The organism is bacterium (genome assembly GCA_018830565.1).
GTDB lineage: Bacteria > UBA9089 > JAHJRX01 > JAHJRX01 > JAHJRX01 > JAHJRX01.
The window spans coordinates 1-21889 of the sequence record JAHJRX010000054.1 but is presented as its reverse complement, the minus strand read 5'-3'; the positions used below and the strand labels follow the sequence as shown (position 1 = coordinate 21889).

At 34.5% G+C, this 21889-nt stretch carries 21 protein-coding genes; 16 read left to right on the top strand and 5 right to left on the bottom strand.

Translation table 11 applies throughout. The annotated features are described in order from the left end of the window. Positions 1–13 precede the first annotated feature (13 nt). The 10 genes from KJ849_05075 to KJ849_05030 all read left to right on the top strand — a co-directional run bounded on the left by KJ849_05075 (position 14) and on the right by KJ849_05030 (position 9259). The gene (locus KJ849_05075) at positions 14–430 is read left to right on the top strand and encodes a hydrogenase iron-sulfur subunit (GenBank protein MBU2599925.1); all 417 of its coding nucleotides are present in this window, start codon (positions 14–16) and stop codon (positions 428–430) included. Between the two features lie 14 nt (positions 431–444). Next, entirely contained in the window at positions 445–636 is a 192-nt protein-coding gene (locus KJ849_05070) for a hypothetical protein (GenBank protein MBU2599924.1), read from the top strand. A 102-nt stretch (positions 637–738) separates the two neighbouring features. Further along, positions 739–1668, top strand: a complete 930-nt coding sequence (locus tag KJ849_05065; protein MBU2599923.1) for a methyl viologen-reducing hydrogenase — start codon at positions 739–741, stop codon at positions 1666–1668. A gap of 5 nt (positions 1669–1673) precedes the next feature. Further along, on the top strand, positions 1674–3119 hold the full coding sequence (locus tag KJ849_05060) for a Ni/Fe hydrogenase subunit alpha (GenBank protein ID MBU2599922.1): 1446 nt from the start codon (positions 1674–1676) through the stop codon (positions 3117–3119). Between the two features lie 398 nt (positions 3120–3517). Further along, complete coding sequence (locus KJ849_05055; protein MBU2599921.1) at positions 3518–4015, top strand: YajQ family cyclic di-GMP-binding protein; 498 nt, start codon at positions 3518–3520, stop codon at positions 4013–4015. A gap of 304 nt (positions 4016–4319) precedes the next feature. Next, a complete protein-coding gene (locus tag KJ849_05050) occupies positions 4320–5111 on the top strand; it encodes a glucose-1-phosphate thymidylyltransferase (protein MBU2599920.1) in 792 nt (263 codons plus the stop codon). Between the two features lie 89 nt (positions 5112–5200). Next, entirely contained in the window at positions 5201–6193 is a 993-nt protein-coding gene (locus KJ849_05045) for an ATP-binding cassette domain-containing protein (protein MBU2599919.1), read from the top strand. A gap of 29 nt (positions 6194–6222) precedes the next feature. After that, entirely contained in the window at positions 6223–6939 is a 717-nt protein-coding gene (locus KJ849_05040; protein ID MBU2599918.1) for an ABC transporter permease, read from the top strand. A gap of 75 nt (positions 6940–7014) precedes the next feature. Beyond that, entirely contained in the window at positions 7015–7950 is a 936-nt protein-coding gene (locus KJ849_05035) for an alpha/beta hydrolase (protein MBU2599917.1), read from the top strand. Positions 7951–8002: 52 nt separating this feature from the next. Next, on the top strand, positions 8003–9259 hold the full coding sequence (locus KJ849_05030) for an HD-GYP domain-containing protein (GenBank protein ID MBU2599916.1): 1257 nt from the start codon (positions 8003–8005) through the stop codon (positions 9257–9259). Here the strand turns inward: KJ849_05030 and greA are convergent. The 5 genes from greA to mobB all read right to left on the bottom strand — a co-directional run bounded on the left by greA (position 9242) and on the right by mobB (position 13332). Next, on the bottom strand, positions 9242–9712 hold the full coding sequence (greA, locus tag KJ849_05025) for a transcription elongation factor GreA (protein ID MBU2599915.1): 471 nt from the start codon (positions 9710–9712) through the stop codon (positions 9242–9244). The genes KJ849_05030 and greA overlap by 18 nt on opposite strands. A gap of 242 nt (positions 9713–9954) precedes the next feature. Continuing rightward, the gene (gene rsmD / locus KJ849_05020; protein ID MBU2599914.1) at positions 9955–10512 is read right to left on the bottom strand and encodes a 16S rRNA (guanine(966)-N(2))-methyltransferase RsmD; all 558 of its coding nucleotides are present in this window, start codon (positions 10510–10512) and stop codon (positions 9955–9957) included. Positions 10513–10519: 7 nt separating this feature from the next. Next, on the bottom strand, positions 10520–11362 hold the full coding sequence (gene nadE / locus KJ849_05015; GenBank protein ID MBU2599913.1) for an NAD(+) synthase: 843 nt from the start codon (positions 11360–11362) through the stop codon (positions 10520–10522). Positions 11363–11405: 43 nt separating this feature from the next. Further along, the gene (locus tag KJ849_05010) at positions 11406–12635 is read right to left on the bottom strand and encodes a molybdopterin molybdotransferase MoeA (GenBank protein ID MBU2599912.1); all 1230 of its coding nucleotides are present in this window, start codon (positions 12633–12635) and stop codon (positions 11406–11408) included. 4 nt (positions 12636–12639) lie between these two features. Further along, positions 12640–13332, bottom strand: coding sequence for a molybdopterin-guanine dinucleotide biosynthesis protein B (gene mobB / locus KJ849_05005; GenBank protein MBU2599911.1), 693 nt, complete (start codon positions 13330–13332; stop codon positions 12640–12642). Between the two features lie 473 nt (positions 13333–13805). On the opposite strand from mobB, the gene mfd reads away from it, so the two are divergent. From mfd to KJ849_04975, 6 genes are all read left to right on the top strand, one after another. Continuing rightward, a complete protein-coding gene (gene mfd / locus KJ849_05000; GenBank protein MBU2599910.1) occupies positions 13806–16982 on the top strand; it encodes a transcription-repair coupling factor in 3177 nt (1058 codons plus the stop codon). A 66-nt stretch (positions 16983–17048) separates the two neighbouring features. Continuing rightward, entirely contained in the window at positions 17049–18146 is a 1098-nt protein-coding gene (locus tag KJ849_04995) for a hypothetical protein (GenBank protein ID MBU2599909.1), read from the top strand. Between the two features lie 88 nt (positions 18147–18234). Next, positions 18235–19035 carry an RNA polymerase sigma factor WhiG gene (whiG, locus tag KJ849_04990; GenBank protein MBU2599908.1) on the top strand — a complete coding sequence of 267 codons (801 nt, stop codon included), beginning with the start codon at positions 18235–18237 and terminating at the stop codon, positions 19033–19035. A 237-nt stretch (positions 19036–19272) separates the two neighbouring features. Further along, positions 19273–20943, top strand: a complete 1671-nt coding sequence (locus KJ849_04985) for a FapA family protein (GenBank protein MBU2599907.1) — start codon at positions 19273–19275, stop codon at positions 20941–20943. A gap of 52 nt (positions 20944–20995) precedes the next feature. Next, positions 20996–21313, top strand: a complete 318-nt coding sequence (locus KJ849_04980; GenBank protein MBU2599906.1) for a hypothetical protein — start codon at positions 20996–20998, stop codon at positions 21311–21313. A gap of 93 nt (positions 21314–21406) precedes the next feature. Continuing rightward, the coding region (locus KJ849_04975) for a hypothetical protein (GenBank protein ID MBU2599905.1) at positions 21407–21889 on the top strand (483 nt) is incomplete at its 3' end.

Below are 21889 nucleotides of genomic sequence, written 5' to 3'. Positions count from 1 at the left end.
GGAAGCTACCAGCATGTCAAATGAGTTTGAACCATTAATAATCGCCTTTTGCTGTAATTGGTGTAGTTATACAGGCGCTGATCTTGCCGGTGTGTCCAGGTTGCAATACCCCACCAATATTCGGATTATCCGGGTAATGTGTTCCGGTATGGTCCATCCAAATTTAGTCGTAGATGCCTTAACTAAAGGCGCAGATGGTGTCCTGATCTGTGGCTGTCATATTGGGGATTGCCACTATCTTGAAGGAAACAAAAAAGCAGAATCCAGGGCAGACGCTATTGGTCTGATGCTTGAAGACTTTGGTATAGAACCGGAGCGATTTAGACTTGAGTGGATCTCTGCCTCTGAAGGACCAAAGTTTGCTCAGGTAATGCAGGAAATGACCGAAACGGTAAAACAGTTGGGCCCAAGTCCATTCAGGACATTTTAATCTGAGGTGAGATGATGAATCCAGAGATTGCAAGAAAATTTGATGACCGGAAATTTATGTGGGATGGCAAGATTTACGAAACTGATATTGAAGCAAAGAAAATACTGCCTGGTTACAAGGCACAAGATTTTGAAGCCAGAATGATTGAAGAGGACGGTAAGTATTTAGTCTATACGCGGAGAGAAATAATGTCTGACCAAGTCTGACAAGTCTGACCAGTCCGACAAGTCTGACGGTTAAACATATCCCCGCTGAACAGACTTGCTCTGGTAGAGCGGGTTATTACAAATTTTAAGGAGGTGGAACTAATGGCTGTTAAGGTTGCTGAAGAATGGTTAGCTACTTGTGGCGGATGTGAGGTAACATTACTTGATATTGGAGAGCCGTTGCTCGATTTGTTACCAAAATTAGAGTTTGTCCATATGCCGGTTATTATGGACCATAAGTATTATGGACAGATGGGTGAGCGGGAAAAGTTAGAGATTCCAGAGGCAGATGTAGGGCTTATTTCCGGTAGTGTTCGGAATAAAGAAAACAGGCATATAGCGGAAGAGATGCGTAGAAAATGCAAAACCTTGATTACGGTTGGGGCATGCGCCACCTACGGTGGAATTCCTGCGCTGAACAATCTTTGTACCGTAGCTGATATTACTAAACTTGTGTATCAGGATACCCCAAGTACAGATGCAGGGCAAACACCAACACAAGAGATTCCTGCTATGGAAGAGCGGGTTTATGCGGTCAGCGAGGTAGTCAATGTGGACATAAAACTTCCTGGATGTCCAACCACACCAGAGTTATTAGCCGAGGCATTGACCTGCCTGTTAGAGGGGAAAGAATTTAAGCTAACAGAACGCTCGGTCTGTGATGAATGCCCGACAAAGCGAGAGAAAAAGGCAGTTACTGCTATCAAGAGGCCACTGGAATCGGTTGAGTTCACCCCTGGCCAACCTTTAAGTGAAGTGCGTTGCTTTATGGAGCAAGGCTTTCTATGTCAGGGGCCGGCAACAATGTCCGGTTGCGGTGGTAGTGAAAAAATGCCAAGATGTATTAAGGCATATATGTCCTGTCGTGGTTGCTATGGTCCAATTCGTGAAGGGGCAAATCCTATGGTCGATATGATGGGGGCATTATCATCTATCGGGTTAAATCCAAGGGAGATTGTGGATAGAGCACCAACATTCAATAGGTTTATTGGGGCACAAGGAAGACTTAGACCCGGAATGGGTGGGAGGTAATTAAAATGGCAAAAACAATAACTATAGCACCAGTAACAAGGATTGAAGGCCACGCTAAGATTACTATTCAACTCGATGATGCCGGCAATGTGGCTAATACTCATGTAAATGTAGTCGAATTGCGTGGTTTTGAGAAGTTCTGTACCGGCAGGCCAATAGAGGAAATACCAAGAATTGTACCGAGAATATGCGGCGTTTGCCCGTGGGCACATCACTTAGCCAGTGCTAAGGCAACAGATGCTGTCTTTGGGGTTGATATACCGTCAGCTGCTAAAAAGATTCGTGAACTTGCCTATATGGCTCATTTCATCCACTCTCATGTGCTTCACTTCTTTATCCTCTCCGGACCGGATTTTGTTATGGGACCGGAGGCAGATTATACCGTAAGGAATGTTATCGGTATTGTGGGCAAGGTTCCGGATATTGCTAAAGCAGTGGTGAAAATAAGATGGACAGCCCAGATGATGACTCAAATAATGGCCGGTAAGGCTATCCATCCAGATGCTGCTTGCCCTGGTGGTTGGAGCAAACCAATTACTAAGGATGAGGTGGTTAAACTTAAGGAAATGGCAAATGAGTGCCTTGAGTTTGCTAAGTTTGCCATGGACTTTGCTAAAAAGAATATCTTTCCACCATACCTGGATTTGGTAAAGTCGTATGCACCTATTGAAACCGGCTTTCTGGGTACGGTTGATGATGACGGAGCCATGAACCTGTATAATGGGAAACTGCGGATGATGAAAAAGGATGGCAGTTATGAAGACTTTGAACCAAAAGATTACTTAGATTATATCGCCGAGCATGTGGAGCCATGGACATACCTCAAGTTCCCTTATGACAAAAAGGCCGGCGGATTCTCTATGGACATGGATAACCCTGTAGGGATATATCGGGTAAATGCCTTAGCCAGAATGAATGTTGCGGATAAACTGGCAACACCTTTAGCTCAGGTAGAGTTTGAGGAATGGAGAGCAAACTTTGGCCGACCGGCTCAACTTACCCTGTTACACCACTGGGCAAGGTTGATAGAGATGTTGTATGCCGCAGAACATGCCGTTGAGCTTTTGAATGATCCGGATATTACCTCACCTGATATACGACTTGCCTTAAAACCGGTAGCCGGTAGAGGTGTGGGTGTAGTTGAAGCACCACGGGGAACACTCATCCATGATTACACCACTGATGAAAATGGGATGGTTACGGCCGTAAATATCATCGTTGGCACTACCCATAACAATGCACCCATCAATATGTCGGTCAAGTGGGCAGCGATGAACCTTATTAAGGATGGTAAGTATGACCAGGGGATTATGAATAAGATAGAGATGGCTATTCGAGCCTATGATCCGTGTTTTTCATGTGCCACGCACAATCTGAACGGAACAATCCCGGTCAAGGCAGATATTTATAATGCCAAGGGCGAGTTGATAGAGACACTTAAGAATACTTAATAGGGAAGGTTATCAGTTATCGGGTGATCGGTGATCAGGTAATTGTTTCCCTTACCGATTACCAAAGTTCTATTTCAGATGGCTAAAGTATTAAACAAGGGATGGCGAATTATGGAGAGGGTAAGGTCTATCCTCCCTCTCCATTAGGTGGTATCCTGTTATAGTTTAGTTATAGCGAGGCATCTGAAAAAGGTATAAAAAAGGATTATTCATTACGAATTGTAAATTTTAAATTTAAAATGCTAAATTTGCAATAACGAGGCAAACCTCTTAAAATTGGTCTTGACAAACCCGACCACCTTAGTTACCAGCCATGTAATTCACGTTCTCGGTCAGTTCCTTCCATGTACTGCCAACATTATTATTATAAAATATTATAAAATTTTCGGAGGTTAAAAATGGCAGATGAACATTCTTTTGATTTAGTGAGTCTAGTTGACCTTCAAGAGGTGACAAATGCTGTCCAGCAGGCAACAAAGGAAACAAGTCAGAGATTTGACTTCAAAGGAAGTAAAAGCAGCATTGAGTTCAATAAGGATAAGGCTGAGATAACGCTTATCTCTGACGATGAGCAAAAGATGAAAAATGTTATAGATATCCTTCAGTCTAAATTAGTCAAGCGAGGAGTATCTTTAAAATCACTTCAATATGGGGCGATAGAACGGGCATCAGGGAACACTGTAAGGCAGGTAGTTACTTTACAACAGGGAATTGCGCAGGATAAGGCAAGGGAGATTGTGAAGAGCATCAAAAACTTAAAGATGAAGGTTCAGGCAGAGATTCAGAAAGATCAGGTACGTGTGAGGGCTAAGAAAATTGATGACTTGCAGATAGTTATCTCCATGCTCAAGGAGAAAGACTTTGACATCCACGTGGAGTTTATAAATTACAGGTGAGGTAGTGAGAAAAATAAAAAGAAAATAAAGTTTTGTAATCCACTTCCCCTGACTTCACTAATTTCAGTTTATAAATTACAGGTGAGGTAGTGAGAAAAATAAAGAGAATTAGGATTAATAATGATGATAATTCAGGTAATATGAATGCTGCACCCATTTAGATAGAAAAAAGTAGATATGGATAAGATTAATGCTCGCAGGGAGTGGGGGTAATGTCAATGCTGTGCCATTTAGATAGAAAAAAGAGTTAAATAATTGACAAGTAAAGAAATTTTTATTAAAATGTTCATTAAGGTGGTCATAAATGGATTTAGAAAATTTTTTTGATATTTCTGACTTTGCTCATCAAGGTATATTTAAAGATATTGATTATGTTTGGCAAGCTTTAGGAAATATAAAAAGTTACCTTAAAGAACATCTTAATCCTAACATCACCAATCTCAGAAATGGAGGAGATTTTTTACTTAAAACCTATGTTATTTATAAAGGTGTTCTTATTGAGAAAGGTTTTAGATTGGTCATAGGAGATGTAGTTAAGGGTAATTTTGAAGTTTATATAGAAAATGAAAAATCAGAAGGAGCTTCGGTAATTTATTCTGGAGTAACTTTAGCTGATGAGAATATCTCCATTGGAAAAGGGACAGTCATTGAACCAGGTGCTTATATTAAAGGTCCAACTATTATTGGAGATAATTGTGAAATAAGACAAGGTGCTTATATTCGAGGAAATGTTATTATTGGAAATAGGTGTGTCATCGGTCATACGACTGAAGTAAAGAATGCTTGTTTTTTAAATCAAGCTAAAGCCGGGCACTTTGCTTATGTGGGTGATAGTATTTTAGGAAACCAGGTGAATTTAGGAGCAGGAACAAAGTTAGCTAATCTTAATATAGGAAGCATGCCTATTCAATTAAAGATAGAGGGAAAAAAGATTACTACTGATTTAAAGAAATTTGGAGCCATCTTAGGTGATCGCGTAGAAACAGGTTGTAATTCAGTCACTAACCCCGGGACAATGTTAAGCAAGGGATGTATAGTTTATCCAAATACTACGGTTAGGAAAGGATATTATCCTCCTCAAACGGTGATAAAATAGTCCCGGCTAATAACTACTATAAGTTGAGTCCTATTAGATTTAAATAATTAGCCGGGAGTTATCCTCGGCTAATTTAGTTTAAGGTTAAGATGTTAGCGGTAGAGACAACAGATTTAACTAAAGTATTTAATGGGAATATAGCTGTCAATAAGATAAATTTGCAGGTTAAAGAAGGCGAACTCTTGGGTTTATTAGGACCTAACGGAGCAGGTAAGACGACGATAATTTCCATACTTTGTACTTTAATTAAACCTTCTTCTGGAACTGCTTATGTTTGGAATTATGATGTTGTTAAGCAACAAGATAAAGTCCGTAGTTCTATTGGCATTGTTTTTCAAGATTCTAGTTTAGATGAAGAATTGACTGCTTTTGAAAATATTGATTTTCACGGCAGGTTGTATAAAATTCCTCTTAATTTAAGAAAGAAAAAGATAGAAGAATTGTTAAGATTAGTGGGCTTAGATGATAAGAGAGATAAAGTAGTCAAGACATTTTCAGGGGGAATGCGAAGAAGATTAGAAATTGCCCGAGGTTTATTGCACTTTCCTAAGGTATTATTTTTAGATGAGCCTACTTTAGGGCTTGATCCTCAGACCAAGAAGCATATTTGGGACTATATTAAAAGATTAAAAGAAGAAGGGATGACTATTATTTTAACTACGCATTGCATGGATGAAGCAGACAATTTATGCGATCAAATTGCCATCATGAATAAAGGGGAAATTATTGCCTTAGATACTCCTTTTAACTTAAAAAATAATATTAATAAAGATATGATTATCTTAGAAGTGTCAGAGACAAAAGAAGATCTAAGATTAGTCCTTAATCTTCCTTATATTCACGAGATTAAGATAGAAGATAATAAAACAGTAAGAATATTTTTAAATGAAGGCGAAAGTAAGGTTTCTCAAATTTTAGAAAAGATGTATCAACATCAGATTAAGGTAAATTCTTTAAGGATAAATAGACCAACTTTAGATGATGTTTATCTTTATTACACGGGAAAAGAGATTAAAGAAGATTATCCAGATAACAAAATACACCTGAGAGAACGTCTCAAATTAAGGCGGAGAAAAATTTGAATACTATTTATACTATTTGGTTAAGGGAAATGATACGTTTTTTTAGAGCAAAAAGTAGAATTATTGGTTCTTTAGGCATGCCTTTTTTCTTTTTAGTGATCTTAGGAACAGGTTTTAGTTCTGCCTTTAATATCTCTATGGGGAGAAATAGATATATAGATTTTATGATGCCTGGAGTAATAGGAATGATTCTTCTTTTTTCTTCAATGTTTACAGGATTTTCTGTAATTTGGGATAAGCAGTTTGGGTTTTTAAAAGAGATTATGGTTGCTCCGGTATCAAGTAGTGGCGTTGTTTTAGGTAAAGCCTTAGGAGGAAGTACCACGGCCTTAATTCAAGCTATCTTAATGTTACTTCTTTCTTTGGTAATTGGAATAAAGTTACCTTCTTTTTCAGGAATTTTACTTTCTTTAATTTTTATGTTTTTAACCTCTTTTCCTTTAGTTACATTAGGTATTGCCTTTGCTTCTAAAATGAACGATCCCCATGGTTATCAGTTAATGGTAAATTTCTTAATTATGCCTATGTTTTTATTGTCCGGAGCTTTCTTTCCTTTAGATAAGCTTCCTAATTGGTTAAAATATGCTTTTTACTTAAACCCTCTTTCTTATGGAGTGGATGGGCTTAGGGCTGCTTTAATTGAAGTTACTCAATTTTCGGTGATCAAAGATTTAACGGTCTTGATAATATTTTCCGCAGTGATATTTTTAATAGCTAGTTATTTATTTAGAAAAAATTCTTATTAAAAGAAGAAAGAGGATAGCTAATTGGACTTTCGTGAATTTTGCAATATTTTGAGAGGCCATATAGGATAAAAAGATATGAGTAAATTAAAGACCACTTTATTTTTCTTGTCAGTAGCTTTAATAACTTTTTTTTTACTGATTAGAGATTCTTTACTAGCTAAAGAAATTTTTAAATTAGGTGAAGAGAAATTTGCTTATGTAGGTAAGGAAAGAATACAATACTTTGTTGAAGGGACGGGGAAAGAAACTATCGTCTTGCTTCATGGATTAGGAGGCAATGATTATGATTGGAGACATTTAGTAAATAAGTTAGCTTCTCAGGGATATAGAGTTATTTTTTGGAATATGAGGGGAGTGGGCCAGTCAGATAAGCCGGAAAAGGAAGAAGATTATTCCATTTATAAGATAGCTGATCTATTTCACGGATTTATGAAGAGTATTAATTTAGATAAAGCTACTATTGTTGGAAACTCATATGGTGGTGGATTAGCCATGATCTTTGCCAAAGAGCATTCCCAAATGGTGGAAAAACTAATTTTAATTAATTCTTTATGTTATAACCAAAAACCACCTTTTTATCTTAGATTTGCTGCTTTTTCAGTTATTCCTAAGATAGCTTTTGCCATCTTGCCTAAGTATTTTTTAGTAAAATATACAGTCAGGCAAATGGTGTATAATAAAAAACTTATTACCGATGAAGATATTAAAATTTATGCTCAATATATAAAGATTCCAAAAGCTACAGATGCTCTAATTTGGACAGCTCGACAAATCTTAAAACTAAAGACTGATGACCAATTTTTTAAAGAAAAGATAATTAAAAAGATCCGTGTCCCTACTTTAATTATTTGGGGAGATCAAGATAGCATTATTCCTCCTTCTTTTGCTTATCAATTAAATGAAGATATTAAAGGCTCTAAGCTTTTAATGATTGAAAATTGTGGTCATGTCTCTCAAATAGAAAAACCAGGAGAAGTAAGTAAAGCTATTTTAGAGTTTATCAAAGATTAAGGGGCAAATTTTTCCACAAGTTTTTTCCTTTAATTAAATCAATAGGTGCAAAATGAACAGATTCTTGTTAGCAGATAAAGATGAAAAAACCCGTCAAGATCTGGATTTGACTTTAAAGGAAGACTTAAAGAATAAATTAGAGCACCATTTTCTTGAAGAAAAAGATCATCTTTATATTTTAGAACTGCTTAAAAAAAGAGAAGAGAAGGCAAGGATAGAAGAAGAATTATCATTACTTTTTAATGTAAGCAAGCATCTGACTCACTTATATGATTTAAGTAAGATGTATAAGATAGTAATTTTATACTTAGTTAACCAAATTAATGTTAAAAAAGGCTTAATTGGGACGATCAAGGAAGGAAGTAAAACTATTGACATAAAGAGCAGTGAAGGTCTTAATAATGACCAATTAGGGACAGCTATTAATATCAAGAACAACTCATATTTTAATGACTTTATCCTACCTAAAATATTAGAGAAAAGAACGGTTTTAGATAATCAGGTTTATAGACATAAAGATAGATATTTCGGATTAGCAGAAGAAAGTGTCCTTATTGTTCCTTTTAGAATAAACGATAGAGAAATAAACGTCCTTTGTTTATTTGACAAGATTGACCAAGTATTTAGTGCTTATGATCTAAAGAGTGTATCTACTGTTTCTTGTTTATGTTCAATCTCTATTGATAAAGTTGCTCATTATCAAGAACTCCAAGAGCTATTTCTAGAAGTTACTAGTGCTTTATCTTCAGCCATAGACACTGCAGACCAATATACTTTCGGTCATTCATCTCGGGTTGCTCAATATGCTGTCTTTATAGCTGAGAAACTAAATTTTTCTAAGGAAAAAAGAGACAAAATATATTTAGCTGGACTTTTTCATGATATTGGCAAGATAGGTATATCCTTGGAAATTCTTCACAAGCCAGGAAACTTAACTGCTGAAGAATTTGACAAAGTAAAAGAACATCCGGTCAAGAGCGCTAATATACTAAGATCAATAAAAAAATTAGCTAATATTATTCCAGCCATTATGTTTCATCATGAACGTTTTAGCGGAGGAGGTTATCCTCAAGGTTTAAGTGGTGAAGATATTCCTTTAATGGCGAGAGTCCTTTGCCTGGCTGATGCTTTTGATGCGATGGTCAGTGATCGTCCTTATCGGAAAAAGATGAGTCTAAAAGAGGCCTTCTCTCAGGTAGAGGTTTGCTCCGGAAAACAGTTTGATCCTACAATCGCTAAGGTCTTTACTAATTTTGCTTTGGAAGTAGAGGACTTGCATAACTCTTTTTTCTCATCTAGAGATATCTAATATTTTGTAGTGTAATTGACCAGCGGGAATATTAATTTCTACTACCTCACTTACTTTTTTTCCTAATAGTCCTTTAGCGACAGGAGATTTAATTGATATTTTTCCAGAATTAAAATCTGTTTCTAAGGGACTAACCAAAGTATAAATTTGCTCTAAATTTTTATCTAAGTCTTCTAATTTTACTTTAGAACCAATACAAATGGTATCAGTGGGAAACTTTTCATTTTCTACAAGTTTTGCCCGGCTTATCTTTTCTTCAAGGAATCTAATTTTGGCTTCTGTTCGTCCTTGTTCTTCCTTGGCTGATTGATATTCTGCATTTTCACGAAGGTCCCCTAAGTCTCGGGCTTCACCGATGGCTTTAGAAAGCTCTCCTCTTCTGACATTCTTTAAATAATTTAATTCTTCTTTTAGTTTATTTAGTCCTTCGGTAGTTAAATATAATTCGTCCATTTTTTCACCTCGCCTTTGGTCTTATTTTAAATTATAGCAAATTACTGGCTAATTCAACCAGCCTCAATCTTTCTCTTTAAGGATCAACTTTATAAAACAAGAGGACTGTATTTCCATATCTTCTTTTTTCTTATAATCTATCGGTAGTTAAATATAATTCGTCCATTTCTTCACCTCGCCTTTGGTCTTATTTTAGATTATAGCAAATTACTGGCTAATTCAACCAGCCTCAATCTTTCTCTTTAAGGATCAACTTTATAAAATAAGAGGACTGTATTTCCATATCTTCTTTTTTCTTGTAATCTAAAGGAAGGAATCTCTTTAAGCTCTTCTTTAGGGTGAGCTTGGCCAATAATTATGGTCGTAGAGGGAATATACAAAGGATATTCTTTTAAACTTAGTAAGGTTTTACTTAAAAGATCCTTAAATTGAGGAGGTCCTACAAAGATAAAGTCAAATACTTGTTTTTGCTGGTGAAGCATCTTTATCGCCTTAAAAACATCTTGGTCTATGACTTGAGACTTAAGGATAAAATTTGTTTTTTTTAGGTTAAATTTTATTACTTCTATCGCTTGGTAATTATTTTCTACAAAGATGGCTTTTTGGCAACCTTGACTTAAAGCTTCAACTCCTACACTTCCAGTGCCAGCAAATAAATCTAAAAAGAGAGAATCTTCAAGGTTATCTTTTAAGATATTAAATAACGACTCTTTTACTCGATCCTGAATAGGTCGAGTAGAAGAAAGATTTACGTTCTTAAGCTTACTTCCTCTGGCAATTCCAGAAATTACTCGTAACATATTTACCTTAACTTAGATCTTGTTTAAATACCAAGGGTAACATTCTCTTATGCTGCGAAATTTCTACTAATTTTTTAACTTTAATCACCAATTTTTGAGGTAAATTGGTGATTTCATTAGACTCTAATCTCTTTAAGATTTCATCCAAGTCATGATAAGTGAGGCCTAACTCATCTTCATCTGTTTGTTCTGGCCATAATCCAGCGGTAGGTGCTTTTTCTAAGACTTTTTTTGGAAGATTGAATTCCTTGGCTAAGGCTCTTACCTCTGTCTTCAATAATCCTCCAATAGGTAAGATGTCCACCCCTCCATCTCCATACTTAGTAAAATAACCAGCCATAATCTCTGATTTATTGCCGGTGCCGGCTACTAAGTAGTTTAAACTATTGGCAAAATAGTATAAAATGAGCATTCTTAATCTTGGTTTTAAATTAGCCAAGGCTAACTTATTACCAAAAGGGAGCGTTTCTAATAACTTGGGCTTTAAATTAGCCAAGGCTAACTTATTACCAAAAGGGAGCGTTTCTAATAACTTGGGTTTTAAATTAGCCAAGGCTAACTTATTACCAAAAGGGAGCGTTTCTAATAACTTACTGTAGGTAACATCTAATGATACTTTTTCTATCTTAAGATTTAATCTTGAGACTACCAGTAAAGCATCTTCTTCATCTATGGGGTTGCTTTGACAAGGCATGATTAGCCCTAAGACATTATCTCCCAGCGCTTTTTTGACTAAAGCAGCTACTACGGAAGAATCGAGGCCACCACTAAGTCCAACGACAACACCTTTTGCCTTGGCTTCTTCTACTTTAGTCTTAATCCATTGGCTTATTTCATCTGCCAGAGACATTTGTTCCTCTTATATTTTTTTTATAATAGAGAAATATCCTAACTCAGGCTGGCAAGAAGGATGGAAATTCCAACATTTCTACCAGAACCATATCTTGGGCGGGAATCTTTTTTACCGATTCTGGAACAATAATAAGTCCATTAGCCATAATCATTGACCTTAGAGAACCTGAACTTTGAGATCTGGTTGGTAATGCCCAGTACTTTCCGTTTTCCCAGGTTACTTTGGCCATAAAAAAATAACGTCGATTACCTTTTTTTTCAATAGCTGTCTTTAATTCAGCAGTGACCATTGGCAATTTTAAATCTTTCTGGTTTAGCATCTTTAAAATTACTGGCCGAATAAACTTTTCAAAACAAACGATTACCGAAACCACATTACCAGGCAAACCAAAGACTAATTTATCTTTTAATAAGCCAAAGGTCAAAGGCTTGCCGGGCTTTATCGCTACTTGAGAAAACTTTATCTCTACCCCTAAGTCCTCCAGAGCTTGATGAACTAAATCATAATCACCTACGGAGACCCCACCAGAGATTACCAGGAAATCGTAATTAAAGCCTTCTTTTATCTTTTCCTTAATTTGATCTAAGTTATCTTTTGCAATGCCAAGAAGTTTAGCTACTCCACCATGTTTTTGGATCAAAGATAACAAGGCATAAGAATTGCTATCGTGAATCTTGCCCGGGAGGAGTATTTCGTCAATTTTTGTTAACTCATCACCGGTAGCTAATACAGCAATGGTGGGTCTTTTTACTACTCTGACTTTGTCTTTACCTAATGTAGCTAACATCCCCACCACCGATGGGTTAATTAACTTACCTTTTTCAAGAACTAACTGACCAATCCGGACATCTTCGCCTCGATGGCGAATATTTTCCCCAACTTTTGCCTCTTTGAATACCTTGATCTGATTGCCTTTAATCTCGGTGAACTCTTTCATTAAGACCGTATCTGCTCCTTCTGGAATAGGGGCGCCAGTCATAATCTTAGTGGCTTGGCCTGGACTAATCTTTTGAGTCGGGAAATATCCAGCGGGCACCTCTTCAATTACTTCTAAAATTACTGATACCTCTGGTGATGCTCCTTGAGTATCAATGGCCTTTAAAGCATATCCATCCATAGCTGAATTATCAAATAAGGGTAGATCTATCTTGGCATAAATCTCTTTTCCCAATGTTCGGCCAAAAGCTTCTATGATAGAGACTTCTTCTGTTTCTTCACTTGCCTTGACTGATTGAAGGATAATTTTCAAAGCTTCATCTGGCGAAATCATCTTTTCATTTCTCCTTGGGGATATCTTTTAGTAATTTTATCTTTACTTCTATCTCTTGGAGGTTTTCAGGAATGCTATGCAAGGAACTAATCATACCGACAATAGAATTTTTAAGAAACTTACTTATAAAACTTTTAAGAAAAATTTCTTTCTGATTAACAGTTAGCTTTATCTCTAATGACCTTTCCTTTTTAATGAATCTTTTTTCGAGAAAGTCAGCTACTTTTAAGTAATCATCTAATCCAAAAAAGGGGATGTTAAGCTCAAATTTAAGATTACTTACCACTGCTACCAAATTATCTTTCTCTACTGAGGACAATAGTTCTTCTTTTTCGGCTGCTTCCTGACGAAAGACTTCGATCTTTGGTTTATCTTCAGATTTATAACCTTCGGTTAAAATAAGATCCATTTCATCTAAGTATTTTTTTCTAATCTTGTCAAGACAAAGAGGAGTTTTTACTTCATTGAGAAGCATTAATTTATTTGGTCCCGATAAAATTACGATTTCTGCACCAACCATCTGATGTCGATAAGTATCCTTGTCTTGACGATCAATATCTTTGGCTTTAATTTCATGGATTGTATGCTTAATTGTTCCAATCCGATAGCCACGCTTTTTTAATTCAGGAATCACTTTTTCTATTAAGGTAGTCTTGCCACTATTTTTTTGGCCTACTATAGAAACTACTGGGGTCATAATTGTCTTTCCTTGTTTTTAGCCACAAATGAGATTATTTACTTAATAAAATTTTACCATAACATTCTTTATCTGTCAAATGCAGAATCAGCAATTCTAATTATGAAAAAACTGTCATGAAAAGATGCTGTTCCGGACAGGACAAGTCATATCCTTGCATTTAACTCCATCAAGTCTATCATTATAGTAGTTATCAACGAAAACCGGACATAGGAAATAATACCGAGTAACAAAAGATAAGCTTGTTTGCCCTCAAATTAACTTGCTCTAGGTCAAATTTTCATTAATAAGTGCTCTGGAATTGATAGATATCTTATTGACACCTTAATGTTAAATTGTTTATAATTTTCTAAAATTCCTTTTTTCTACGACTTATAATTATGTTTTTAAATTATTTACTCTCAAAATTATATATTCATAAAAATTTCAAAGAAATATTAAAAAACTTATCAAAAAAACAAAAAGAGCAAAAGGTGATAGGTTTAAGTATCTTAACTAAAGCTTACTTGTTATCAGCTTTATTTGAAAAAGAAAAAAAGACCATCTTGATTATCACCCCTACTCAGAATGAAGCCGAAGAACTTCATCAAAATTTACTTCTTTTCACAAAAAACACCTTTTTATTTCCTTCTTGGGAAATTTTGCCTTATGAAGAACAAAGGCCTGCTGAAGGATTAATGGGAGAACGAATAAAAATATTATTTAAGTTTCTGGCTAAAGAACAAATGATAGTTGTAGCCTTTTCTAGATCAATCTCTTATAAACTTATACCTCCAAAGGAATTACAGACTAAAAAGATCCTTATCAAGAAAGGAGAAGAGACCAATAGAGATGAATTGATTAAGATCTTAGTTAGTTTTGGATATGAAATCTGCGAGCAAGTAGAGGAAGAAGGATATTTTAGAGCACAGGGAGGTATAGTTGATCTTTACCCACCAAGTGAGGTACCTCTTAGAGTGGAATTTTTTGGAGATGTCATAGAGTCCATCAGAGAATTTAATATTTCTACTCAAGGATCATTACGACATCTTGAAGAAGTGCTAATCTTAGCTAGAAATGAATCCATTTTATGCGATTGCCAAGGACAAAAAGTTTCTTTCTTTGAATATGTTCCCGAAGAAGTTTTATTAGTTATCGATGAGTGGTCAAGATTTTACTTTGAATATAAGAATCTACAAAAAGAGATAGATGATTTTTATCAAGAAAGATTACTGATTAGTAAAAAAATCCCCTCTCCTGCTGAAATCTTTATCAAGATAGAAGATATTAAAAATATTTTATCAAGATATTATCTAATTCATACTTCTTTAATCAATAATACCGAGATAAAATCTTCTGAAATCTTCTTTAACATCCCTTTTCTGGTAAGTTATAATGGAAAAATTAGTTTATTAGTAGAAGACTTGTTAAATTGGCAAGCAAAAAATTATGAGGTAGTTGTATTAGTAAGATCAAAACTCCAAGAAGAAAGAATTTTAAGTTCAATAGAAGAAGAGGTTGCCCTGAAGGAGAAAATTAAGATCTTTATCTTTGAAGAAAATGTTTATCTTCATGGCTTTTTAGAAGAAGAGATTAAATTAGTAGTAATTAGCGAGCAAGAAATATGGGAAAAAATCAAGATCTCTAAAAGGAGATATAAATCTACAGAAAAATGGGTAGTTAAAGATTACAGAGAATTAGATATTCACGATTATGTGGTCCACGTAAATTATGGCATTGGTCGATATCTAGGCATTAAAAATATAGAGACTCAAGGGATAAAAAGAGATTATTTAGTTTTAGAATATGACAATAATGATAAGCTATATCTCCCTTTAGATCAGATGCACTTGGTAGAGAAGTATACTGGAGGAGAAAACCCTCCTCTCTATCCTTTAGGTGGAAATCTTTGGAATCAAGTAAAAAAAAGAGTTAAAGAATCTGTTCAAAAGGTAGCTAAAGAACTTTTAGAATTATATGCTTATCGCAAAGTTTTGTCAGGATTTTCATTTTCTAAAGATTCAAAATGGCAATGCGAGCTTGAAGAAAGTTTTATATACCAAGAAACAGAAGATCAGTTAAAAAGTTTGGCTGAAGTAAAAAAGGATATGGAAAGTCCTTTTCCGATGGATAGATTGGTTTGTGGAGATGTTGGCTATGGAAAGACAGAAGTAGCCATCAGAGCAGCGTTTAAAGCAGTAATGAATAATAAACAAGTGGGAATTTTAGTTCCTACCACTATCTTAGCTCAACAACATTATTTAACACTTAGAGAAAGATTTAAAAATTTTCCTATTTGTGTAGAAATATTAAGTCGATTTAAAACCCAAAATGAACAAAAGAAGATTGTCGAAGAACTTAAAGATGGAAAGATAGATATCATTATTGGAACCCATAGGTTATTACAAAAAGACGTGGTATTTAAAAATTTAGGACTTCTAATTATTGATGAAGAACAAAGATTTGGCGTTACTCATAAAGAAAAGATGAAAAGATTACATAAAGAGGTAGACATATTAACCTTAACTGCGACTCCCATTCCCCGAACTCTTTATATGTCTTTTGTAGGAATTAGAGATATAAGCGTAATTAATACTCCACCCCCAGAACGTTTTCCGATAAGAACATTAGTTACAAAATTTGACCAAGATATTATAAAAAAAGCAATTTTAAGAGAAATAGATCGTGGTGGGCAAATTTACTTTGTTCATAATAAAGTAGTAACCATAAAAGAGATATATAATTATTTGTCTTCTCTAATCCCAGAAGTAAAAATAGTTATAGCTCATGGACAAATGCCTGGAAAAGACTTAGAAAATATAATGATGAAATTTATTAAAAAAGAATATGATCTTTTGCTTTCTACTTCTATTATTGAGTCAGGATTAGATATTCCTTCTGTAAACACTATAATTATTAATGATGCTCATGAATTTGGACTATCTCAACTTTACCAATTAAGAGGACGAGTAGGAAGGACAAATCATCTTGCCTATGCTTATTTATTATATCCATCCCAAAAAAGTTTATCTAAGCCATCTCAGGAAAGGTTAAAAACTATTATGGAATGTACAGAATTAGGCTGTGGGTTTAAGATTGCTATGAGAGACTTAGAAATTCGAGGGACAGGAAATATTTTAGGACATCGTCAACATGGGAATATAGTGGCGGTTGGTTTTGGTTTATACTGTAACCTTTTATCCCAAGAAATAGCTAAAATTAAAGGCGAAAACATTTCTCAAGAAATAAATCCAAAGATTGACTTAAATATAGATGCTTACATTCCAGAAAGTTTTATCTCCGCTCCAAAGATTAAACAAGCTATGTATAAAAGAATGGCTTCTATCAAGAAGATAGAAGAGTTAGGGGAATATAAAGAAGAATTAAAGGATAGATTTGGTAAGATTCCTAAGGTTATTGATAATTTATTTAAAATCATTGAAATGAAAATAATTAGCAAGAAGGTAAAGGTAGAATCTGTAACCATTATAGAAGATGAAGCTTGCCTAAGGTTTATGGAAGTAGATAATAAATTAGTTTCTAAATTAGTAAAATTAGTGGAAAATAATAATAATTTAAGATTAGATCCTCAAGGTAAGAATATTCTAAGAGTGTTAAATGTTAAGAACAATTTAGATTTAGTGAAAAAAATATTGCAGGAATTAAGATGATATGGTATTATTTATAATAAGGTATTGTATCTTTATATAAAATATATGAAAAATAAATTTTGAGATATGGAAAAAGATAATTTTAATGATCAGGTTTCCTTATTAATAGAAAAAACTGGTTGTAACCAAGAACAAGCTGAATCAATATTAAGATCTAACAATAGAGATTTAGAGCAAGCTATTTCCATTATTACTTCTCTTTCAAGTAAAAATACTTTTATTATTAAAGGAAGATTTGCTTGTAAAACTGAAAAGTTATACGGATTGTTTTTAATTCAAGCTGATAACATTGGTCAAGAGATTAAAAAATTAGATTTAATAGTCTCTAGAAATGCCTTACTTTGCCAGTGGGATATAGGCTGTAATTGGGACGAATTAGAAAAATATATTCACAGTGCTAGCCTTAGAAAGAGTGAACTCTCTAATAAAAAGATGGCTAAACTTCATCATGATCTTATTGATTTATTCAATAACGTTAATAGTGAGGAAAAAAAGAATATCTTTAAATCATTAGCCTCTTCTGAAATAAGTGAACTAAAAGGGATTTTAAGTATTCAAATTGGAAGATTATTAGATGACCCTAACATAGATTTAGTTTTGGATGTTAACCAACTTACGGTGCTCGAGAGGGATTATCTTGAAAAAAAGGCGACTAAAGAAAAAATACCTTCAGAAGAAGAAACTTTAAATAAAACAGAAGTAGCTTCCTTAGCTCCTGAAATTTCCTTACAAATAGCCTTAATTCTCTCTCCAGTCAGTGGTATATTAGTTACAGAATTAAAGCCTGGTGATTGCTTAACGGTAAGAATAATCGATACTACTACCATCGGTCAATATTTAGCCGGGTTAATGGGGGCAAGGGATAAAGATAAGATTATTTCTACGGTGGCCAATATAGAAGACCTTACTCCTGTAGGATTTGATAAAATTAAAGTGCAAGTTAGGTTTGGTCCTGGGATTATAGGCACCACAGTAGTTTCTAAGAATGTAAAGATTAAATCTTCTCTTGGAGGATTTCCAGATAAAAAAAAGAACTTATTAAGTAAGCTTACTCCTACAGCCATTAAAGAAAAGATAATTACACCTCTACCCTTAAGACCGGTAGACTTAGCTATTTTAATTATGATTGTCTTACTAATCGTAGCTATTATGGTCAAATTATAATATAATCTGGACAAGGACTAAGTTTATATCTGCGTAATCTGCGGATATATCTTCAAATTATAATATAATCTGGACAAGGACTAAGTTCATGTTGAAAACAAAGCTAAAAGAAGAAGAATTATGGAGAGTTTATAAAGAAACTGAGGATGAAATCTTAAAAGAAGAACTAAGAGAGGAAATTATTCTTAGGTATGCTTCCTTGGTAAAGTATATTGCTGGTAGAATTGCAATGAATACCCCTCCTATCGTAGAATTTAATGACTTAGTTCATTATGGTATTATAGGTTTAATTGATGCTATTGAAAAGTTTGATCTTAATCAAAATATTAAGTTTAAAACCTATGCTATTCAAAGAATTAGAGGGGCTATTCTTGATGAACTTCGAATAATTGACTGGGTTCCTCGTTCTGTTCGTCAAAAAAGTAAGGAATTAGAAATAATTTATGCTAATTTAGAACATAAATTAGGAAGACCGGCTACTGATGAAGAGGTAGTTAAAGAATTAGGTATTACGATAGGAGAGTTAAATAAAATGATCTCAGAAGTTAGCGGAACTACCCTCTTGTCTTTAGATGATATCTGCCCTATTAGCGACGATAACGAAGTGTCGGTAATAGAGACCATTGAAGGACCCGTAAGTCAAACCCCAGAAGTTATTACCGAAAAGGAAGAAGCAAAAAAGTTATTAATAGAAGCTATGGAAAGACTTCCTCAGCGAGAAAGAGAAGTAATTGCCCTTTATTATTATGAAGAACTTACCTTAAAAGAAATTGGAGAAGTGCTTGGAATTACTGAATCTCGAGTATCTCAATTGCATACCAAGATAATTTTAAGATTACGTGGTTACCTTAGTAAACATAGAATGGTATTTAAAGAGGTAATTAGTTAAGATATACCCAATGAAAATTGGTTGGCGAAAATTTAGCGGTGTTTGAAAATAGCTTAATTATAACTTAGTTATAATGAGACATTTGAAAAATATTAGCTTACGATACATTTTATGATATATAGAATACATGGAACTAAATATAGGCGATGAGGCTTGTCCCTGCTCGAGTAAAGGTTGCATGAAATATTCTAAGTTAACTTAAAAATTAAAAGTTAGTATCAAGAAAGAGGGAATAAATTGACTAAGAAGAGTTGGAACTTAGATGGTTATTTTAAAATCACTACTTCTTCTCAAGGTGCATTTTTAACAGTCTATTCACCGGTAGGAGAAGGAGAGAAAGTAAACGTAGAAAGTATCTTGCTCCACATCAAAGAACGAGGACTAACAGACATTGATCTAGATATAGTCGAACAGGCGGTAGAAGAAAGTGCTGGTCTTCCTGTTAAAGTTGGAGAAATCCAAGAAGAAAAGAAGCAAGGATGCTTAATTGTGGAAATCATGGAAGATGAAATGAGTGCTTACTTAACCATTGCCCCTCCACCTCAAGGAGTATTATTTAAAGTTATCCCTGAAGAGATTAAAAACTTATTAAAAGAGCAAGGGGTAACACATGGGTACGAGGAAGAAGTAATTGAAGATATTTGTAGAGATCCTAAAAGAGAACTTCATCGAGCTATCTTAGTAGCTAAAGGAACTTCTCCTGTTAAAGGAAATGATGCCATAATTGATTATAGATTTGATGCGACTAGAGATAAGGTTCACTTTACAGAAAAAGATAACGGTCGCATAGATTATCGACAACTAAATCTAATTGAAAATATTCAAGAAGGTCAAATTATAGCAGTAAAGATGCCAGCTACCGCTGGTAAGCATGGTAAAACTATTACTGGAAAAGAGATTCCCGCAGAAGAAGGAAAAGATATTTCTCTTCCCATGGGAAGGAATACCTATGCTTCGGATGACAATCTAACGCTTTTTGCTGGAAAGACAGGCAGAATCATTTGGAGTGAATCAAGAATTGATGTAGAACAGGCATATGAAATAAAGGGCGATGTTGGTTATGATGTAGGAAATGTTGAATTTGCAGGGTCAGTTATCGTGGGTGGTAACGTTAGAGATGGTTTTTATGTTAAATCGGGAGGAGATGTAGAAGTAAAAGGGTGTGTAGAAAAAGCTACTATAGAGGCCGCAGGAGATATAAGAGTCCAAAGTGGAATAATTGGAAAAGGAGAAGGTTTTATTAAAGCTGGGAGAAATGTTGTGGCTAAGTTTATTGAGAATGCCGTGGTTGTAGCAGGCAAAGATGTGATAGTAAGCGAAGCTATTATACATAGTAATGTAGATGCTGAAAATCGAGTTATTGTTTACGGCGGGAAAAAAGGAGTAATTTTAGGAGGCAGGATAAGGGCTAAAGATGAAATAAACGCTCGGACTATTGGTTCTTGGGCTGAAGTAGAAACTAGCGTTGAAGTAGGACTTTCCCCTAATAGTCGAGAAAGTATTGTTAATTTAGAAAAAGAGATTGAAACTGACAAGAAAAGTTTTAACGAATTAAAATTAGGAATAAAAACCTTGGTGAAACAGAAAGAATTTTCTGGAAGTCGACTTTCTCCTGAAAAAGAAGAACTTTTAGCTCAGCATTTAAGAGCTCAAAATTTATTAATGACTAAATTAAGAGATACTACAGAAAGATTAATTTCTTTACAAAAAGAACTTTCTGCCGAAACGGGGGGAAAGGTTAGTGTTTTTAATATAATTTATCCAGGAGTAAAGATGTGCATTCGGACTGTGCCTTTATTTCTTAAAAAAGAATATAAATATTCTACCTTTGTAGTAAAAGTAGGTCAGATTAAAGTATTATCTTATGAAGAACCTAAAATAACTAAAGGAAAAGAAGAGGACAATTAAGAAGGTAAAGGCCAAGGAGAGGCTAAACGTTTACAGATCAAGGAAAGTAAAAATGGCTATTCAACCTCTTGATTTTCAAGTAAATATTGCTCAGCAAACAAATGTTAGTAATTTACAACAAGCAGCCCAACAAGCACCTATTGATAGCCAGCATCACGCTGATAAAAAAGCCGTAGAGAAAGCCAGAATCCAGCAAACAAAAGTTGAAGCTGCTAACCAACCCGAAAGTGAAAAAGTAGAACCTGAAGGAAAAAGAGGTAGTGGTTATTCCCCAGGAGAAAGAAAAAAGAAAGAGGAAGAGGAAGAGGGAAAGAAAGAGGATTTGCCAAAAGATCCTACCAAGGGCAGATTAATTGATGTCTTAAAATAGTCAACGTTTAGTTGTCAGGTGTCAGTAGTCAGGATAATAACTGAAAGTTGATGGCTGATACCTGTATGCTACAAATAAAATTAGGATGTTTTCTTGAAGTTATTACTTTTGCTTTTAATGATCAACTTAATAATAGTGGTGGGACTATACTGGCGCTTAATTAAATTATATTCAAAAAAAACCAACCAAGATAATGAAAAAGATTCTTCTTACGAGAAGATGTTAGAATTAGTGAGAGAATTTAACCGAATCTCTAATCTTAATATTAATATCTTGGAAGATAAAGTAAAAGAATTAAAAGAAGAGGTAAAAGTAGCCACGGAAAAAATTAACCAGCTTAAAGTGATAAATAAAGAAAAGAAGAAATCTTTGTTGGTAAAAACTTTATTGGTAGAAACAAAAAAAGAAGACCAAGGGAAAGTAAGTTCGCCAGAGCCAGGTAGCGATCGTTATCAGTTAATTAATAATCTAATTGATAAAGGCTTAACTATTGAAAATAAAGAGAAAGTAAGTTTGTCGGAACCAGGTAGCGATCGTTATCAGTTAATTAATAATCTAATTGATAAAGGCTTAACT

What these genes read in the sequence shown, in the direction of transcription:
- KJ849_05075 (MBU2599925.1), top strand. Translation starts at nt 14, where the DNA reads ATGTCAAATGAGTTTGAACCATTAATAATCGCCTTTTGCTGTAATTGG.
- KJ849_05070 (MBU2599924.1), top strand. Translation starts at nt 445, where the DNA reads ATGAATCCAGAGATTGCAAGAAAATTTGATGACCGGAAATTTATGTGG.
- KJ849_05065 (MBU2599923.1), top strand. Translation starts at nt 739, where the DNA reads ATGGCTGTTAAGGTTGCTGAAGAATGGTTAGCTACTTGTGGCGGATGT.
- KJ849_05060 (MBU2599922.1), top strand. Translation starts at nt 1,674, where the DNA reads ATGGCAAAAACAATAACTATAGCACCAGTAACAAGGATTGAAGGCCAC.
- KJ849_05055 (MBU2599921.1), top strand. Translation starts at nt 3,518, where the DNA reads ATGGCAGATGAACATTCTTTTGATTTAGTGAGTCTAGTTGACCTTCAA.
- KJ849_05050 (MBU2599920.1), top strand. Translation starts at nt 4,320, where the DNA reads ATGGATTTAGAAAATTTTTTTGATATTTCTGACTTTGCTCATCAAGGT.
- KJ849_05045 (MBU2599919.1), top strand. Translation starts at nt 5,201, where the DNA reads ATGTTAGCGGTAGAGACAACAGATTTAACTAAAGTATTTAATGGGAAT.
- KJ849_05040 (MBU2599918.1), top strand. Translation starts at nt 6,223, where the DNA reads ATGATACGTTTTTTTAGAGCAAAAAGTAGAATTATTGGTTCTTTAGGC.
- KJ849_05035 (MBU2599917.1), top strand. Translation starts at nt 7,015, where the DNA reads ATGAGTAAATTAAAGACCACTTTATTTTTCTTGTCAGTAGCTTTAATA.
- KJ849_05030 (MBU2599916.1), top strand. Translation starts at nt 8,003, where the DNA reads ATGAACAGATTCTTGTTAGCAGATAAAGATGAAAAAACCCGTCAAGAT.
- greA (MBU2599915.1), bottom strand. Translation starts at nt 9,712, where the DNA reads ATGGACGAATTATATTTAACTACCGAAGGACTAAATAAACTAAAAGAA.
- rsmD (MBU2599914.1), bottom strand. Translation starts at nt 10,512, where the DNA reads ATGTTACGAGTAATTTCTGGAATTGCCAGAGGAAGTAAGCTTAAGAAC.
- nadE (MBU2599913.1), bottom strand. Translation starts at nt 11,362, where the DNA reads ATGTCTCTGGCAGATGAAATAAGCCAATGGATTAAGACTAAAGTAGAA.
- KJ849_05010 (MBU2599912.1), bottom strand. Translation starts at nt 12,635, where the DNA reads ATGATTTCGCCAGATGAAGCTTTGAAAATTATCCTTCAATCAGTCAAG.
- mobB (MBU2599911.1), bottom strand. Translation starts at nt 13,332, where the DNA reads ATGACCCCAGTAGTTTCTATAGTAGGCCAAAAAAATAGTGGCAAGACT.
- KJ849_04995 (MBU2599909.1), top strand. Translation starts at nt 17,049, where the DNA reads ATGGAAAAAGATAATTTTAATGATCAGGTTTCCTTATTAATAGAAAAA.
- whiG (MBU2599908.1), top strand. Translation starts at nt 18,235, where the DNA reads ATGTTGAAAACAAAGCTAAAAGAAGAAGAATTATGGAGAGTTTATAAA.
- KJ849_04980 (MBU2599906.1), top strand. Translation starts at nt 20,996, where the DNA reads ATGGCTATTCAACCTCTTGATTTTCAAGTAAATATTGCTCAGCAAACA.